Origin of the sequence: Embleya hyalina (assembly GCF_003967355.1) — a bacterium.
Lineage (GTDB): Bacteria > Actinomycetota > Actinomycetes > Streptomycetales > Streptomycetaceae > Embleya > Embleya hyalina.
Genome location: NZ_BIFH01000026.1, coordinates 1 through 17,791 on the forward strand (window position 1 = coordinate 1; position 17,791 = coordinate 17,791).

At 73.1% G+C, this 17,791-nt stretch carries 8 protein-coding genes; 4 read left to right on the top strand and 4 right to left on the bottom strand.

Going from position 1 to position 17,791, the window contains the following annotated elements; translation table 11 throughout:
- From EMA17_RS27705 to EMA17_RS27720, 4 genes are all read right to left on the bottom strand, one after another.
- The coding region (locus tag EMA17_RS27705) for a type I polyketide synthase (RefSeq protein WP_160161586.1) at positions 1 to 10,037 on the bottom strand (10,037 nt) is incomplete at its 3' end.
- 449 nt (positions 10,038 to 10,486) lie between these two features.
- On the bottom strand, positions 10,487 to 10,795 hold the full coding sequence (locus EMA17_RS55790; RefSeq protein WP_307721565.1) for a CstA-like transporter-associated (seleno)protein: 309 nt from the start codon (positions 10,793 to 10,795) through the stop codon (positions 10,487 to 10,489).
- The gene (locus EMA17_RS27715) at positions 10,699 to 12,822 is read right to left on the bottom strand and encodes a carbon starvation CstA family protein (RefSeq protein WP_174861442.1); all 2,124 of its coding nucleotides are present in this window, start codon (positions 12,820 to 12,822) and stop codon (positions 10,699 to 10,701) included. Before EMA17_RS27715 ends, EMA17_RS55790 begins: the two co-directional genes overlap by 97 nt.
- A 144-nt stretch (positions 12,823 to 12,966) precedes the next feature.
- Positions 12,967 to 13,215 carry a DUF3311 domain-containing protein gene (locus tag EMA17_RS27720; RefSeq protein ID WP_126639866.1) on the bottom strand — a complete coding sequence of 83 codons (249 nt, stop codon included), beginning with the start codon at positions 13,213 to 13,215 and terminating at the stop codon, positions 12,967 to 12,969.
- Between the two features lie 183 nt (positions 13,216 to 13,398).
- Here EMA17_RS27720 and EMA17_RS27725 point away from each other — a divergent pair, with 183 nt between their 5' ends.
- The 4 genes from EMA17_RS27725 to EMA17_RS27740 all read left to right on the top strand — a co-directional run bounded on the left by EMA17_RS27725 (position 13,399) and on the right by EMA17_RS27740 (position 17,767).
- Positions 13,399 to 14,973, top strand: coding sequence for a sodium:solute symporter family protein (locus tag EMA17_RS27725; protein WP_126639867.1), 1,575 nt, complete (start codon positions 13,399 to 13,401; stop codon positions 14,971 to 14,973).
- Entirely contained in the window at positions 14,970 to 15,593 is a 624-nt protein-coding gene (locus EMA17_RS27730; RefSeq protein WP_371863047.1) for a sigma-70 family RNA polymerase sigma factor, read from the top strand. The genes EMA17_RS27725 and EMA17_RS27730 overlap by 4 nt, the downstream gene beginning before the upstream one ends.
- Positions 15,590 to 15,871 carry a hypothetical protein gene (locus tag EMA17_RS27735; protein ID WP_126639868.1) on the top strand — a complete coding sequence of 94 codons (282 nt, stop codon included), beginning with the start codon at positions 15,590 to 15,592 and terminating at the stop codon, positions 15,869 to 15,871. Before EMA17_RS27730 ends, EMA17_RS27735 begins: the two co-directional genes overlap by 4 nt.
- A 249-nt stretch (positions 15,872 to 16,120) precedes the next feature.
- Positions 16,121 to 17,767, top strand: a complete 1,647-nt coding sequence (locus tag EMA17_RS27740) for a discoidin domain-containing protein (protein ID WP_126639869.1) — start codon at positions 16,121 to 16,123, stop codon at positions 17,765 to 17,767.
- Positions 17,768 to 17,791: the final 24 nt, after the last annotated feature.

Genomic DNA, 17,791 nt, shown 5'->3' on the forward strand with positions numbered 1-17,791 from the left:
ACCGGCCCGGGGCCCGAGAACATCGGCCGACCGTCGGCGGTACCACCCGAGGAAGCCAACTCGGTGAGGCCGGCCGCGAGTTCACCCGCATCGCGACCACGGACCACCGCCCGCCGATCGAAGACCGACCGCTCCCGAACCAGCGACCACCCCACGTCGACCGGATCCGCGTCCGGATGCCGCGTCGACCACTCCCGCAGCCGCGCCGCCTGCGCCCGCAGCCCCTCGTCGGTCCTGGCCGACAACACCCACGGCACCAGGCCCGCCACGCCCACCGGCGCGGCCGGGGACGCCACCCGTTCGATCGCCGGCGCCTGTTCGACGATCACGTGCGCGTTCGTCCCGCTGATCCCGAACGACGACACGGCGGCCCGACGCGCCCGGCCGGCCTCGGGCCACGGTCGACGCTCGGCCAACAGTTCGACGTGTCCGGTCGACCAGTCCACGTGCGGCGACGGCGCGTCGACGTGCAGCGTCTCGGGCAGTACGCCGTGCCGCATCGCCATGATCATCTTGATCAGGCCGGCCACCCCGGCCGCGGCCTGCGTGTGTCCGATGTTGGACTTGATCGAGCCCAGCCACAACGGCCGATCCGCGGGCCGGTCCTGTCCGTACGTGGCCAACAGCGCCTGTGCCTCGATCGGGTCGCCCAGCGTCGTCCCGGTCCCGTGCGCCTCCACCGCGTCCACGTCCGCCGCCGACAACCCGGCACCGGCCAGCGCCGCCCGGATCACCCGCTCCTGGGACGGTCCGTTCGGCGCGGTCAGCCCGTTCGACGCGCCGTCCTGGTTGATCGCCGAGCCGCGCAGGAGCGCCAGCACGGGATGCCCGTTGCGCCGCGCGTCGGACAGCCGTTCCACCACCAGCAGTCCGACGCCCTCGCCCCATCCCGTACCGTCCGCGCCCGCCGCGAACGACCGGCACCGGCCGTCCGCCGACAGGCCGCGCTGTCGGGAGAACTCGACGAAGACGTTCGGGGTGGACATCACCGTCACCCCACCGGCCAGGGCCAGATCGCACTCGCCCGACCGCAGCGCGTTCGCCGCCAGGTGCAGTGCCACCAGGGACGACGAGCAGGCGGTGTCCACGCTGACCGCCGGCCCCTCCAGGCCCAGCGCGTAGGACACCCTGCCGGTCACCACGCTGCCCACGTTCCCGGCCAGGAGCATGCCCTCGAACCCGTCGGGAGCGCGATGCAGCCGCGAGGCGTAGTCGTTGTACATCACCCCGGCGAAGACACCCGTGTTGCTCCCGCGCAGTGTCCTCGGATCCAGGCCCGCGTGCTCGAACGCCTCCCACGCGGTCTCCAGAAGCAGCCGCTGCTGCGGGTCCATGGCCGCCGCCTCACGCGGCGAGATGCCGAAGAACTCGGCGTCGAACTCGCCCGACTCGTAGAGGAATCCGCCCCGCCGGGTGTAGATCTTGCCGACCTTGTCCGGGTCGGGGTCGTACAGGTTCGCCAGGTCCCAGCCACGATCCCCGGGGAAGTCGCCGACCGCGTCCGTGCCGGCCGCGACCAGTCGCCACAGGTCCTCGGGACCGGCCACGCCGCCCGGATACCGGCAGCCGATGCCGACGACCGCGATCGGCTCGTCGACCGTCGTGGTCGGTCCGGCTGCGGGCGTGATCGGCTCGCTCGGCGCGGCGCCGACCACCTCGCGCGTCATCCGAGCGACCAGGGCCGTTCCGCTGGGGTGGTCGAAGACCGCGGTCGCGGGCAGCCGCAGGCCGGTGAACGTGTTGATCCGGTTGCGCAGTTCGAGGGCGGTCAGCGAGTCGACGCCCAGTTCGCGGAAGGCGCGGTCGAGGTCGAGTCGTTCGGGTGTGTCGTGTCCGAGGACGGCGGCGAGTTGCCCGCGCACCAGGTCGGTGATCGCCCGTTCGCGCTGCTCGGCCGGGAGTTCCCGGATCCGCCGGTTCCACGACGACGTGTCCGTCCGGTCGCCGGAGGCGGCGGCACGCGGCGGCGGGACTCGAACGAGGCCGCGCAGTACGGGGGGCAGCGCGCCGCTCGCGGCCAGGGCCCGCAGCGCGTTGCGGTCCAGGCGGGCCGGGATCGTGTACGGCCGGTCCCGGTGCAACGCGGCGTCGAACAGGGCGAGTCCGGTCTCGGTGGGCAGCGCCGCGATCCCGCCCCGGGACATCCGGGCCCGGTCGGTGTGGTCGAGGTGGCGGGTCATCCCGCTGCCCTCGGCCCACAACCCCCAGGCCAGCGCGTTGGCGGGCAGCCCGGCGGCGCGGCGGTGTTCGGCGAGGGCGTCCAGGAAGGTATTGGCCGCCGTGTACGCGCCCTGCCCGGCATTGCCCGTGATCGCGGTGACGGACGAGAACAGCACGAACGCCGCGGGGTTCGCCGCTCGGGTCAGCTCGTGCAGATGCCAGGCCGCGTCCACCTTGGGGCGCAGCACCGCGTCGAGCCGATCCGGGGTCAACGACTGCAGCGTCGCGTCGTCGAGCACACCGGCGGCGTGTACGACGATCGTCGGCGGGTGCTCGGCGGGGATGTCCTCGATCACCCGGCGCAGCGCGGCCCGGTCGGCGACATCGCACGCGGCCACGGTCACCCGGGCGCCGAGCGCGGTGAGTTCGGCGATCGACTCCTCGGCCCCGGCCGCCTCCCGACCCGTACGTCCGAGCAGGAGCAGGTGCCGGACGCCGTGTTCGGCGACCAGTCGGCGGGCGACCAGCGCCCCCAGGGTGCCGGTGCCACCGGTGATCAGCGCGGTCCCGTTCGGATCGGGTCGGCGTCGGGCAGCCGGCGACTCGACCGGGTCCGTCGGGTCGACCCGCTCGGCGGGAACCATGCGGGGTAGGTGAACCGCCCCGTCCCGCAGGGCGAGTTGAGGTTCACCCGCGACGGCCGCGCCGAGCAGCGCGGAAGCGGAGCGCACCGCGTCGTCCAGGTCGATCAGCACGAAACGATCGGGGTGTTCGGACTGCGCGGTCCGCAACAGCCCCCACACGGGAGCCGCGGACAGCCCGGGCAGCACGTCCCCGGACCGAGCGGCGACCGCACCACGGGTGACCACGACCAGCCGGGCCGCACTCGACCGCTCACCGGCGAGCCGGCCCCCGACCAGGTCCAACGCCCAACGTGCGCTGTCGTGCGCGGCGCCCGGGACGTCGTCGTCCGCCCCCGTCGGTACGGCGGCGAACACCACGTCGGGCGTGGGTTCCCCCGTCGCGAGCAGTCGCGCGTCGAGGTCCGCGAGGCTCGGATACACCTCGCCGCCGCCCACGCCGAGGTCGTCCCCGATGAACGCGTGCCGAAGACCCGGCGGCTGCGCCGGGGTCGGGCCCACGATCCAGCGCAGGTCGAACATCGCGTCGTACGGCCCGGGATCCGCCGCGACCGACCCGTGCGCGGGCAGTTCACGCAGGGCGAGCGCGCCGATGGACAGGACCGGCGCACCGGTGCCGTCGGCAACCGTGAGCTCCGTGGCCCCGTCGCCCGTCGGGCGCAACCGGACCCGAAGCACGTCGGCTCCGGTGGCATACAGGCGTACGTCCGCCAACGAGAACGGGATACGCGGCGCACCCGTCGGCGCGTCCCGCGACGGGAGCAGCGGATGCAGCGCGGCGTCCAGCAGCGCGGGATGAATACCGAACTCGGCGCCTTCCACGTCGGGTTCCCGAAGTGCGTCCGGCAGCCGCACCTCGGCGAACAATTCGCCGGCCGCGCCGCGCCAGGCCTCACGCAGTCCCCGAAAGGCCGGCCCGTAGCCGTAGCCCAGCCCGGCCAGCACGGGATAGGCGTCGGCGAGATCGAGCACATCGGCACCGGGTGGCGGCCACTCGGTGAGCCCGCCACCGTCGACCTCCCGCGCCGCGTCACCGAGCACCCCGCCCGCGTGCCGAACCCACGGCTCCCGCTCCGCATCGGCAGCGCCGCCACCCGCGCGCCGGGAGTGGATGGTGACCATCCGCCGGCCCGCCTCGTCCGCCGGGGCGACGGCAACCCGCAGGTGCACATCGCCGGTCTCCGGCAACGGCAGCGGGGTCTCCAGGGTCAGTTCCTCGACCTGCGGCACCCCGGCCGATTCCCCGGCCCACAGGGCGAGTTCGAGGAACGCGGTCCCCGGCAGCACCACCGTGTCCACGACCGCGTGGTCCGCCAGCCAGGGCAGATCCCGCAGCGAGATCCGACCGGTCGCGATCACCGTGCCGTCGGGCTCGACACCGAGCGCGCCGAGCAGCGGGTGGGCGATCGGTGTCAGGCCGAGATCGGCCGTACCGTCGGGAGTCGACTCACGCGGGGTCAACCAATAGCGGCGGTGTCGGAACGCGTAGGTGGGCAGGGCGACCGCCCGCACCCCGGTACCGGCCGGGTCGAACAACGCCTCGGGGTCGGGCCGGGCGCCGTGCGCGACGGCCTCCGCCACCGAGACGAGGAAGCGGCCCCGGTCGCCGTGGTCGCGGCTCAGCGTGCCGATCGTGGTGCCGCCGCCGCACGCGTCCAACGTTTCCTGGGTGCCGAGCGTGAGCACGGGGTGCGGGCCGACCTCCACGAACAGCCGGTGACCGTCCTCGCTCAACGCCCGAACGGCCGCCTCGTACCGCACCGTTCGGCGCAGATTGCGATACCAGTAGTCGGCGTCGAGGCCGCTCGTGTCGGCCAGGCGAGCGCCGGTCACGGTGGAATAGAAGGGCGTGGACGCGGCTCGCGGCCGCACCTCGGCCAGGTCGGTCAGGAGCCGATCACGGATCCCCTCCATGTGCGCGGAGTGCGACGCGTAGTCGACCGGGATCCGCCGGGCCCGCAGGTCGTCCGCCGCGCAACGGCCCAGGAACGCGTCCAGTGCCTCGGTGTCGCCGCCGACCACGGTGGCGGTGGGCCCGTTGACGGCGGCCACGCCGAGCCGGCCGGCCCAGGGTTCGAGCAGCGCGGCGACCCGGTCGGCGGGCAGCGGCACCGAGGCCATCCCGCCGCTGCCGGCGGCCGCGACCAGCGCCCGGCTGCGCAGCGCGACCACCTTGGCGGCGTCCGCCAGGGACAGGGCGCCCGCGACGTACGCGGCGGCGATCTCGCCCTGCGAGTGGCCGACCACGGCCTGCGGTTCGATGCCGATCGAACGCCACAGCGCGGCCAGCGAGACCATCACCGCGAACAGCGCCGGTTGTACGACGTCGACGCGCGTCAACGCCGGGGTCCCGGGTTCGCGGAGCACGTCGAGCGGCGACCGGTCGACGTACGGGTCCAGCGCGTCGGCGCAGGCCCGCATGGAGGCGGCGAACGGCTCGCAGGTGTCCAGGAGTTCCAACGCCATCCCGGACCACTGGGTGCCCTGTCCGGGAAAGACGAACACGGTTGCGCCCCGGGCCGCCGCGCCGCCGCGGATCAGCCGGTCGGCGGGTCGACCGGCGGCGAGCGCGGCCAACCCGTGCAGCGCCTCGGCGTGGGTGCGTGCGGGCACCACGGCGGTGTGCTCGAACCCGGCCCGACCCCGGAGCAGCGAATACCCGACATCGGCCAGGGCCGGAGCGTCCGCCCCCCGCAGCAGCACCGCGAGCCGTTCCCCCTGCGCCCGCAGCGCGGCCTCGCTCCGCGCGGAAACCACCAGCGGCACGGGGTCGGCGACACCGTCGGCCCCGGGCTCGCCGGCAAGCCCCGGTGCCTCCTCGCCGGCATCCGCCTCCTCCACGATCACATGCGCGTTCGTCCCGCTGATCCCGAACGACGACACCGCCGCCCGGCGCGGTCGGTCGTACGCCGGCCAGTCCGTGGTCGTCGTCGGCAGCGTGATCGCCCCGTCCGCCCACCGCACGTGCGGCGACGGTTCGCGCAGGTGCAGCGTCCCGGGCACCGCGCCGTGCCGCAGGGCCAGCACGGTCTTGATCAGTCCGGCCACACCCGCCGCGGCCTGGGTGTGGCCGATGTTGGATTTCACCGAGCCGAGCAGCAGCGGCCGATCGGCGGCCCGCTCCCGGCCGTACGTGGCAAGCAGCGCCTGCGCCTCGATCGGGTCGCCCAGCGGTGTCCCGGTGCCGTGCGCCTCGACCAGGTCGACGTCGTCCGGACCGAGTCCGGCGGCGGCCAGCGCGTCCCGGATCACCCGTTGCTGGGCGGCCCCGTTGGGCGCGCTGAGCCCGTTGCTGGCCCCGTCCTGGTTGATCGCCGAGCCGCGGAGCACGGCGAGTACGGGATGGCCGTTGCGGCGCGCGTCGGACAGGCGTTCCAGCAGGAGCACGCCCACGCCCTCGGCCCAGGCGGTGCCGTCGGCGTCCGCCGAGAACGGCTTGCAACGACCGTCGGGGGCCAGGCCGCGCTGCCGGGCGAACTCGACGAACATGCCGGGGCCGGCCATCACGGTGGCGCCGCCCGCCAGGGCCAGCGCACACTCCCCGCTCACCAGCGAACGGGCGGCCAGGTGCACCGCGACCAGCGAGGACGAGCAGGCGGTGTCGACGGTCAGCGCCGGGCCCGACAGGCCGAGCGTGTAGGCGATCCGCCCGGAGGCGACACTCGGCGTGGTGCCGGTCAGCAGGAATCCGGCGTGGGCGTCGCCGGCTTCGTGCATGCGCGGGCCGTACTCCTGCGCGGTGGCGCCGACGAACACCCCCACCCGCTCGCCGCGCAGCGCGGTCGGGTCGAGTCCCGCGCGTTCGATCGCCTCCCAGGAGGTCTCCAGGAGCAGCCGCTGCTGCGGGTCCATGGCCAGCGCCTCACGCGGGCCGATCCCGAAGAACTCCGCGTCGAAGTCGCCCGCGCGGTCCAGGAATCCGCCGGACCGTACATAGCTGGTGCCCGGCCGGTCCGGGTCGTCGTGGTGGAGCCGATCCAGGTCCCAGCCGCGGTCGGTGGGGAAGGCGGTGATCGCGTCCACGCCGTTCGTGACCAGGTGCCACAGGTCCTCGGGGGTGCGCACCGCGCCGGGCAGCCGGCAGCCCATCGCCACGATGGCGATCGGTTCGTCGGCACCGGTCGGCCCGGGCGTCGGCCGGGGGCCGGTCGGCGCGGGCGGGTCGAGCGCCCGGGTGCGCAGGTGGTGGGCGAGCGCGGCGGGTGTGGGGTGGTCGAAGACCGTGGTCGGGGGCAGGTCGAGGCCGGTGTCCCGGGCCAGCCGGGTGATCAGTTCGACGGTGGCGAGCGAGTCCAGGCCCGATTCGCGGTAGGTGCGGTCGGGTTCGACGGTCGTGCTCGCGCCGGGGCCCAGGACCGCGGTCGCGTGTGCGCGGATCAGGTCGAGCAGGATCCGATGTTGTTCGGCCGCGGACAGTCCGGCCAGTCGCTCGACCGACGTCGGTGCCCCGGCGGGCGATTCGTCCGGCGCGGCGGTGTCGGCGGCCTCCGTCGGGGCGCCCGGCCAGTGGCGTGCGCGTCGGAAGGCGTACGTGGGCAGTGCGACCCGGCGTGCCCCACGCCCCTCGAACACCCGCTCCCAGTCCGGGTCCACGCCGTTCGCGTACAGGCGGGCCACCGCCGTGGTCAACGCGTCCGCCTCGGGGCGGTTGCGGCGCAGTGTCGCAATCGTGGCCACGGTGTCCCGCTCGCCGTCGACCAGGCAGGTCCGGGCCGCCGCCGACAGGCTGCCGTCCGGGCCGAGTTCGAGCAGTACCGTCGCGCCTTGCGCCCGCAGCCGGCGCACCCCGTCGTGGAAGCGCACGGTGTGCCGCACGTGGCGGACCCAGTAGTCCGGGGAGCAGGCCTGTTCGGCGGTCAGCGGCAGGCCGGTCAGGTTCGATACGACGGGCAGGGTGGGCGCCTGAGCGGTCAGTTCGGCCGCCACCTCGGCGAAGGCGTCCGTCATGGCGTCCATGCGCGGTGAGTGGAAGGCGTGCCCGACCCGCAGTCGGGTGGTCTTGTGGCCCTGTGCCCGCCAACCGGCCGCGACGTCCAGGACCGCGTCCCGGTCGCCGGAGATCACCGTGGCCAGCGGCCCGTTGACGGCCGCGATCGAGACCCGGTCGCGGACCGGTTCGAGCGAGGCGAGCACGTCGTCCTCGGCGACCCGCAGCGACACCATCGCCCCGCCGTCCGGCAGTGCCTGCATCAGCCGCCCCCGGGCCGCGACCAGCGCACACGCGTCGGGCAGGGACCAGACGCCGGCCACATGCGCGGCGCACAGCTCGCCGATCGAGTGGCCGAGCAGCAGGTCCGGGGTCACCCCCCAGTGCTCGAACAGCCGGTACAGCGCGACCTCGACGGCGAACAGCGCGGGTTGGGTGTACTCGGTGCGGTGCACGAGCGCCGCGTCCGGACCGTCGGGCGACGCGAACAACACCTCGCGCAGCGGACGGGGCAGGTGCGGGTCCAGGTGGGCGCAGACGGCGTCGAGGGATGCCGCGAAGACGGCATGGCGGGCGGACAACTCCCGAGCCATGCCCGGGTATTGGCTGCCCTGGCCGGTGAACAGGAAGGCGGTCCGGCCGGGTTGCGCCTCGGCGCGGACCAGGTGTGGATCCACGCCGGTTCCGCGCAACGCGTCGAGCCCGCCGAGGAGTTCGGCGCGGTCGTGGGCGAGTACGACCGCGCGGGCGGCGAACGCGTTCCGGGTGGTGGCCGCCGAGTAACCGAGGTCGGCCGGTGCCACGTCGGGATGTTCGCGCACGTGATCGTGCCACCGCGCGGCCTGGGCCCGAAGCCCGTTCGCGTCGACGCCGGAGATCGGCACGGCGACCGGGCCCGAGGGCGCCGAGCCGGTCGCGGGCTCCCCGACCGGCTCCACCCCGGCCGAGGGCACCGAGACGCCTGCGGGCTCCGCCTCCGAAAGCACCACATGGCAATTGGTCCCACCCATCCCGAACGAACTCACCCCGGCGATCAGGGTTTGGTCCGGGCAGGGCCACTCGCCCTCCGCCGTCTGCACCCGCAGGCCCAGTTCGTCCAGCGGGATCCGCGGATGGGGTTCGGCGAAGTTCAGGCTGGCCGGGAGCCGCCGGTGTCGGATCGCCAACACCGTCTTGAGCAGGCCGACGATGCCGGCCGCGCCCTCCAGGTGCCCGACGTTGGTCTTCACCGAACCGACGGCCAGCGGCGGCCGGTTCGCCCGTTCGGTGCCGAGCGCCGCACCGAGTGCGGCGGCCTCGATCGGGTCGCCGACGGGGGTGCCGGTGCCGTGCAGTTCGACGTACTGGACGGCGGACGCGGCGACCCCGGCCCGCCGTCGGGCCAGCCGGATCACCTCCGCCTGGGCCCGGGGGTCGGGCGCGGTCAGCGCCTCGCCGCCCCCGTCGTTGTTCATCGCGCTGCCCCGGATCACGCCGTGCACGACGTCGCCGTCGGCCAGCGCCCGGGACAGCGGCTTGAGCACCACCACCGCACCGCCCTCGCCGCGCACGTAGCCGTCGGCCCGGGCGTCGAAGGTGAAGCAGCGGCCCTGCGGGGAGAGTCCGCCGAACTTGGCCGCGTCGCCGTCGCGGTCGGGAACCAGGTCCAGGTTGACCCCGCCGACCAGGGCCAGGGTCGACTCGCCGCGGCGCAGGCTCTCGCCGGCCAGGTGTACCGCGACCAGGGACGAGGACTGGGCGGCGTCCACCGTCATGCTGGGGCCGCGCAGACCGAGGGTGTACGAGACCCGGTTGGCGATCATGCTGCGGTGCAGGCCGGTGGCATGTCGGGGGCCGGGTTCGACGCCGGCGCGGCGCAGCAGGGTGGCGTAGTCGTCCCAGATCGCGGCGGCGAACACCCCGGTGGCGCTGCCCCGGATCCGGGTCGGCGGGATGCCCGCGTGTTCCAGCGCCTCCCAGCACAGTTCGAGCATCAGGCGCTGTTGCGGGTCGATCAGGCCCGCCTCGCCCGGGGTGATGCCGAAGAAGGCGGCGTCGAACCGGTCCACCGCGTCCAGGAATCCGCCTCTTCGCGGTCGGTCCGCGACTGGGTGGGCGGATCCGCCGGCCGCGCGGCTCGCGTCGTCCGTCGCTCTCGCGTCCCGGCGGTGGCGGGGCACCTCTGTGATCGTGTCGCGTCCGCTGCTCAGCAGGTCCCAGAACTCGTCGGGGCCGTCGGCGCCGGGGAGCCGGCAGGCCAACCCGACGATGGCCACCGCGTCTTCCGGCGCGGGGTGAGCGGGATGGGCATCGGTGCTGAACACAGTCATTCCGCGCTCCATGAACTGCATACGTTGAGTACACGGGCGAACACAGATCAACACATTGGAGTACCGGGTCGATCGCACGCAAGGGGCGAATTCAGGCCCGGTCCGGGCGCTTTCGACCACCCGGTTGAACCGTTCGGGTCACTTGGTGTAGGGCGCGAACGCCCCGCGCACGCCCGTCCCCGACCTGCGTCGTCGACGCGCGAGGACCCTTGATCCGACGGGCCGCGCACCCGGCTCACACGCCCGCGCGCGTGGGGTCTCGACGACCCGTCGAGGGAGTCGAACGTATTTGCTCGCGACGAACGTTCACATGTCGCTTACATATCGGTCACATATGCAACAGCACGGGAGCGCATCGATTCGGACTATTTTTTCTCGCCGGAGTTCATTCGAGCGCACGAGAGGGCGGTGTCGACGCGTGTCGACACCGCCCTCTCACCGCCGGCGCCTCAGCAGCAGCGCGTCTGCGGCCGCTCCTCCCGTCGCCGGGTCCGCCAGGACTCGTACTCCCTTCGGGTCGGGGCCGGTCGGTCCGGATGCTCCCGCAGGTGTCGCCGGCAGTGTCGCTCGTAGTCCGCGTCGCCGGAGATCTCCCGCAGGTACCACCGCACCCACCCGAACACCCGCCCGGGCGCGTGCCGAAGACCCCGTGCCCGCCGCGTCACGGGCGTGCCGCCGCGTCGCCGGCCCCGGCGCCGGCGAGTGCCCGGCCCCCGGCCGCGCCGGCCGGCGCGAGGTCCAGGGTGGACTCGACCCACGGCGTCTCGGTGGTGGGCAACGATCCCCCGGCGCGGATCGCCCGCACGCACACCACGGCCGCGTTGGCGATCACCAGGGCGATCAGCACCAGGAAGATCGCGATGAGCACGCCGTCGACGGTGGAGTTCAGCACCACCGTGTGCATGTCGTCCATGTTCTTGGCCGGGCCGAGCACCTTGCCCGCGTCGATCGCGTCGGCGTAGCGGTCGCGTTGCGCGAAGAAGCCGATGCGGGGGTCGTCGGAGAAGATCTTCTCCAGGCCGGCGGTGTACGTCACCGCGACGTCCCAGGCCAGCGGAATGCCGGTGACCCAGGCCCAGCGCAGCTTGCCGGACTTGACCAGCACCGTGGTGGCGACGGTGAGCGCGACGGCCGCGAGCAGTTGGTTGGCGATGCCGAAGAGCGGGAAGAGCTGGTTGATCCCGCCGAGCGGATCGGTGGCGCCGGCGTAGAGGAAGTAGCCCCACAGGCCGACCACCGCGGCGCTGGTGATCCAGATGCCGGGCTTCCAGTCGACCCGACCGATCGGCTTCCAGACGTTGCCGAGCATGTCCTGGAGCATGAACCGGCCGACCCGGGTGCCGGCGTCCACCGTGGTCAGGATGAACAACGCCTCGAACATGATCGCGAAGTGGTACCAGAACGCCTTCATCCCCGAGCCGCCGAACACGTCGGCGAAGATCTCCGACATCCCGACGGCGAGCGTGGGCGCCCCGCCGGAGCGGGCGATCAGGGTCTTCTCCTCGACCGCGTGGGCCGCCGCGCGCAGGTCGTCGGGGGTGATCGTGAAGCCGAGACCGGCGACCGCGTGCGACGCGCTCTCCGCGGTGGCGCCCAGCACGCCGGCCGGGGCGTTCATCGCGTAGTACAGGCCCGGATCGATCACACACGCGGCGATCAGCGCCATGACCGCGACGAACGACTCCATCAGCATGGCGCCGTAGCCGATCATCCGGACCTGCGACTCCTTGCGGATCAGCTTCGGCGTGGTGCCGGAGGCGACCAGCGCGTGGAATCCGGAGAGCGCGCCGCAAGCGATGGTGATGAACAGGAACGGGAACATCGTCCCGGCGAATACCGGCCCGGAGCCGGAGCCGGCGAACGAACTGACGGCGTCCGTCCTCATGTTCGGCGCGGCCACGAGCACGCCGATCGCGAGCAGCACGATCGTGCCGACCTTCATGAACGTGGACAGGTAGTCGCGCGGGGCGAGCAGCAGCCACACCGGCAGCACCGAGGCGACGAAGCCGTAGCCGATCAGGCAGAACACCAGGGTGGTCGGGCTCCAGGTGAACGCGTCGCCGAGCGCGGTGTCCTCGATCTGGCCGCCGCCGACGATCGCGGCCAGCAGCAGCGCCACCCCGATCACGCTGGTCTCCAGGACCCGACCCGGGCGCAGGTAGCGCAGGTACACGCCCATGAACAGCGCGATCGGCACGGTCAGCGTGACCGAGAAGGTCCCCCAGGGCGAGTCGGCCAGCGCGTTGACCACGACCAGGGCGAGCACCGCGAGCAGGATGATCATGATCACGAACACCGCGATCAGCGCCGCGGCGCCGCCGATCCGGCCGATCTCGTCGCGGGCCATCTGGCCCAGGCTCTTCCCGTCCCGACGCATCGACAGGAACAGCACGACCATGTCCTGCACGGCACCGGCGAAGATCACCCCCACGACGATCCAGATGGTGCCGGGCAGGTAGCCCATCTGCGCGGCGAGCACCGGGCCCACCAGCGGTCCGGCGCCGGCGATCGCGGCGAAGTGGTGGCCGAACAGGACTCGGTGGTCGGTGGGTTGGTAGTCCACGCCGTCGTCGAGGCGTTCGGCCGGGGTGGCGCGGGTGTCGTCGGGCTCCAGGACCCGGCGGGCGATGAAGCGCGAGTAGAAGCGGTAGGCGATCGCGTACGAGGCGACCGCGGCGAAGATCAGCCAGACGGCCGAGATCTCCTCGCCGCGGGCCAGCGCGACCACGCCCCAGCCGGCCGCCCCGATCAGGGCGACGACGGTCCAGATCAGGATGGTCCCGATGTTGTGCGCAGAGCCGCCGGGGTCGTCGGGGTCGTCGGAGTCGTCCGGGCGAGGGCTGCGGGTCTCGGTGACGGACACGCGTACTCCTTGTTCGAGCGTGGGGGGAGGGACGGGCGAACGAGCCGACGGCGACGCCGGACCGGGTCAGGAGTGGTCCCGGTCGGGGCGGCGGCGGAGCAGCAGGTGGGCGCAGAACATGGCGATCGCGCAGCCGGGTACCCAGGCGAGCTGATACCAGTAGAAGAACGGGACACCGGCGAACTCCGGTTCCCGACGCGCGTACCAGGGCACCCACAGCAGCGCCGTGACCGGTGCCGCGAGGAGGGCGCCGGCCGCGATCCGGCGGGTCGCGCCGGTGCGTCCGACGGCGTGCGGGGGGTTCTCCCCGGTCATGTCGCCTCCTGTGGTCGATGCCGCGGACCGACGGATCGTCGGTCTGTGGAAGAGTTGCGCGGACCGGCGATTCGGTTGACAGCCGATTTCCGGCGGATTCGCGCGCGGTCGCCGATCCCGGGTCCGGTACGCTCGCGCAACCTGTGGGCGAGGGCGCCCACACGCCGAGGCGGGCGGTGACGGATGACCGACGGGGCCACGACCGCGGCCTTCCTGATCGTCGTCGGCGGCGCGTCGCTACTGGCCGTGACCGCGCCGAGGCTGCACCGCAACGACGACCTGCCGTCGCTGGAACGGTGGGCGCTGGCCGATCGCGGCCTGGGTCCGGTGTGGACCTGGTTCCTGCTCGGCGGCACGATCTTCACCGCGTACACCTTCACCGCCGTGCCGGGCCAGGTCTACGGGCGCGGGGCGAGCGCGTTCTTCGCGCTGCCGTACACGGTGATCGTGTGCCCGCTGGCCTTCGTGCTGCTCCCCCGGTTGTGGGCGGTGGCCCGGCGACACGGCTATGTGACGGTGGCGGACTTCGTCCGGGGCCGCTACGGCTCGCCGGCGCTGGCCCTGGTGGTCGCGTTGACCGGGATCCTGGCCACGATGCCGTATCTGGCCCTGCAGGTCCTGGGCATCCGCGCGGTGCTCGCGGCGGCCGGGTTGCAGGCGCGCGGGGCGGCCGGGGACGTGGCGATGGTGGCGCTGTTCGCCGGGTTGGCGATCGCCACCTACCGGCACGGGTTGCGCGCGCCGACGGTGATCTCGGCGTTGAAGGCGCCGGCCGTGTTCGTCTCCGCGGCGGTGGCGGTGGGGTTCGTGCTGGCTCGATTCGGCGGTCCCGGGCCGATGTTCGAGGCGGCCGATCGGCGGCTGGCCGGATCCGGTCCGGGGGATGCCTCGTTGGTGCTGAGTCCGCATCAGCAGGGCGGGTTCGCCACCCTGGCGCTCGGCTCGGCACTGGCCCTGCTGCTGTATCCGCACGTGCTGACCGCCGGTTTCGCCGCCGCCGGTCCGCACACGCTGCGCCGGGTGTGCGTGGTGCTGCCCGCCTGGACGGCGGTGCTCGCGATGTTCGGGGTGTTGGGCATCGCCGCGCTGGCGATGGCGGTGGACGCGCCGCCGGGCGCCGCCGAGGCGGCGGTTCCGCTGCTCGTGGACCGGTTGCTGCCGGCCTTTCCGGCCGGGCTGGTGTTCGGCGCGATCATCGTGGGCGCGCTGGTGCCGGCGGCGGTGATGTCGATCGCGGCGGCGACCTCCTTCACCCGCAACGTCTACGTCGCGTACTTCCAACCCACCGCCACCCCCAAGCGGCAGACCCGGGTGGCCCAGGCGGTGTCGCTGACCGCGAAGGTGGGCGCGGTGGCGTTCGTCTTCGGGCTGCGCGATCAGGCCGCGATCAACCTGCAACTGCTCGGCGGGGTATGGATCCTGCAGATCTTCCCGGCCGTGGTGATCGGTCTGTTCACCCGGCGCCTGCATCATCGGGCGCTGCTCGTCGGCTGGGCGGTCGGCATGCTGGCCGGCACCGTCGCGGTGGTCCGGGAGGGCTTCGTCTCGCTGGTGCGCATCGAGGTGGGAGGTCACGGCGGGCAGGTGTACGCGGGGCTCGGGGCGCTCGCGCTCAACCTCGCGGTCACCCTGGCCCTGACCGGGGTGTACGACCGCGTCGGCGCGGCGCGCGGCGCGGACACCACGGCGCTGCCCGCGCGCCTGGCCCTGCGTTCGGCACTGTGGCGGGCGCCGGAGAAGGGGGCGAACGGCTCGTGAAACGGATCCGACGCGACACCTCCGACGCCGCGCCGCCGACGCCCGTCCCGGCGCGGGAGGCCGCCCCTTCGGCGCAGCCCGCCGCCTCGCCCCGACCGGCCCCTTCGGCCCGACCGGCCCCGGATCCGGCCGCGTCGGATCGTGAGGTCCAGGTGGCGCGCCTGTTCGACCTGCACTACCCCTCGATGCTCCGGCTCGCCACCCTCCTCGGCGCGGACGACCCGGAGAACATCGTGGCCGAGGCCTACTACGAGATCTACCGCAAGTACCGGAAACTGCGCACCCCCGACGCCGCCGCGGCCTATCTGCGGTCGGTGGTCTGCAACCTGACCCGGATGCGAATACGCCACCTCCAGGTCGCCCGCCGACACGTCGAGGACCGGATCGACACGGTGGCCTCGGCGGAGACCTCGGCCCTGCTGCGCGACGACCAGCGGGCGCTGATCCGCGCGTTGCGCGCCCTGCCCGCCCGCCAGCGCGAGGCATTGGTACTGCGCCACTGGTTGTGCCTGAAGGAGAAGGAGATCGCGGCGACCATGGGCATCTCGGTCGGTTCGGTCAAGACGCACACCGCGCGTGGACTGGCCGCGCTCACGCACGCGATGGAGGTACGGCGATGAGCAACTCCCCCGGCGCCGACGGCCGCGCGGCCGATTCGCCCGACACCGAGCACCTCCTGCGCGAGGCCCTGGAGACGTTGGCCGGCGAGGTGCACCCGGCTCCCGACGCGTACCGCGCCGCGCACGGCGAGTGGCAGCGCCGCGAACGCCGCCGCCGGCTGATCCTGGCGAGCCTGATCGTCGCCGTCTTCACCCTGGCCGTCGTCCTGGGCCTGCTGGTCCTCAACCACGCTCCCACCGCCCCGGGGCCGGTCGTCCACCAACCACCGTCCCCGTAGCGGGCGTCCGGCGCGCGGGCAGACGATCCGTCGCCGGCTCGCGACCGGCCGAAGTCTTGTTAGTAAAGTTTCCTAACAAGTATTGACGCGGCGCGCGGCACCTTGGGATCGTCGGGCCGACGGTCGGGCCGGAGCCTCCCGTCGGCACCCCACGACGGCACACCCAGGTCGTTTTCCGGCCCGAACGAGCGCACCACCCTGCCCGGTTCAGGCTCGACGACGATCGGCTCCTCACCACCGGAGGACGACGTGCACCTGCCCCAACCCCTGCGCCCCACCCGCCGAAGGCCGCCTTCCCGGGCCTTCCGACACGCCCTGCCCAGGCCCTCCCGATCCCGCGGAATCGCCGCGATCGCGGCGGTCCTGGCCCTGCTCGCCGCCGTGCTCACGTTCGGCGAAACCGCTTCCGCCGCCGAGGTGTTGCTCTCGCGCGGCAAACCCGCCACCGCCTCCTCGACGGAAGGTTCCTCCTACGGCGCGGCCAAGGCCGTCGACGGCAAGTCCGACACCCGTTGGGCGAGCAAGGAGGGATCCGGCGCCCAGTGGCTGAGCGTCGACCTCGGCTCCGACGTCTCGATCTCCCGGGTGCGGCTGACCTGGGAGGACGCCTACGCCAAGGCCTACCGCATCGAGGTCTCGCCCGACGGCGCGTCCTGGACCAAGGTGTACTCCACCTCGGCCGGCGACGGCGGTACCGACGACGTCGGTTCCCTGGCCACCCACGGCCGCCACGTGCGCGTCTACGCGTCCACCCGCGGCACCGACTACGGCTACTCCCTCTGGGAGTTCGAGGTGTTCGGCGGCACGAGCGGCCCCGACACCACCGCGCCGAGCGCGCCCACCTCGCCCAAGGTCACCGGCACCACCCCCACCGGTGTCTCGCTGGCCTGGACCGCCGCCACCGACAACGTCGGCGTGACCGGATACGACATCCTGCGCGACGGCGTCGCGGTCGGCACGAGCGTCGGCACCACCTACACCGACACCGGCCTGACCACGGGCGTCTCCTACACCTACACGATCCGCGCCAAGGACGCGGCCGGCAACCTCTCCGCACCCAGCGCGGCGGTGATCGGCACACCCCAGGCCGGGAGTTCGTCCTTCACCGTGGCCGCCGCCGGGGACATCTCCGACCCGGGCTGCACCGCGAGCCAGGAGTGCGGCGCCCAGCAGACCGCACGCCGGGTCGAGGCGATCAACCCGGACGAGGTGATCACCCTGGGGGACAACCAATACGACACCGGCAGTCTGTCCGACTACCGCAAGTACTACGACACCACCTGGGGCCGGTTCAAGGCCAAGACCCACCCCTCCCCCGGCAACCACGAGTACGACGACAGCACCCCGGAAGCCGGATACAAGGCCTACTTCGGCGACCGCGCCACCCCCGACGGCACCACCTGGTACAGCTGGAACCGCGGCGGCTGGCACTTCGTCGCGCTCGACTCCGAGCAGTCCATGTCCGCGACCTCGGCGCAGATCAAGTGGCTCAAGGCCGACCTGGCGAACAACACGCAGGGCTGCGTGGCCGCCTACTGGCACAAGCCGCTGTACAGTTCCGGCCCGCAGGCGGACAAGGTCAGCCAGACCGCGTGGCAGGTGCTCTACGACGCGCACGCCGACCTGATCCTGAACGGGCACGACCACCTGTACGAGCGCTACGCGCCGCAGAACCCCAAGGCCAAGGCCGACCCCGCCGGAATCCGTGAACTGCTCGTCGGCACCGGCGGCGCCGATCCCTACGACTTCGAATCCCCGCAGCCCAACAGCGAGAAGCGGGTGACCGGTTCGCCCGCCGTGCTGAAGCTGACCCTCACCGACGGCACCTACTCCGGCCAACTCGTCCGCTACGACGGCACCCAACTCGACTCCTTCGGTCCGGTCACCTGCCACTGACCCATCCACCCGGCCTCCGGAGGA

Coding starts and splice junctions, on each gene's coding strand:
- EMA17_RS27735 (WP_126639868.1), top strand. CDS start 15,590: ATGAGCAACTCCCCCGGCGCCGACGGCCGCGCGGCCGATTCGCCCGAC.
- EMA17_RS27720 (WP_126639866.1), bottom strand. CDS start 13,215: ATGACCGGGGAGAACCCCCCGCACGCCGTCGGACGCACCGGCGCGACC.
- EMA17_RS27725 (WP_126639867.1), top strand. CDS start 13,399: ATGACCGACGGGGCCACGACCGCGGCCTTCCTGATCGTCGTCGGCGGC.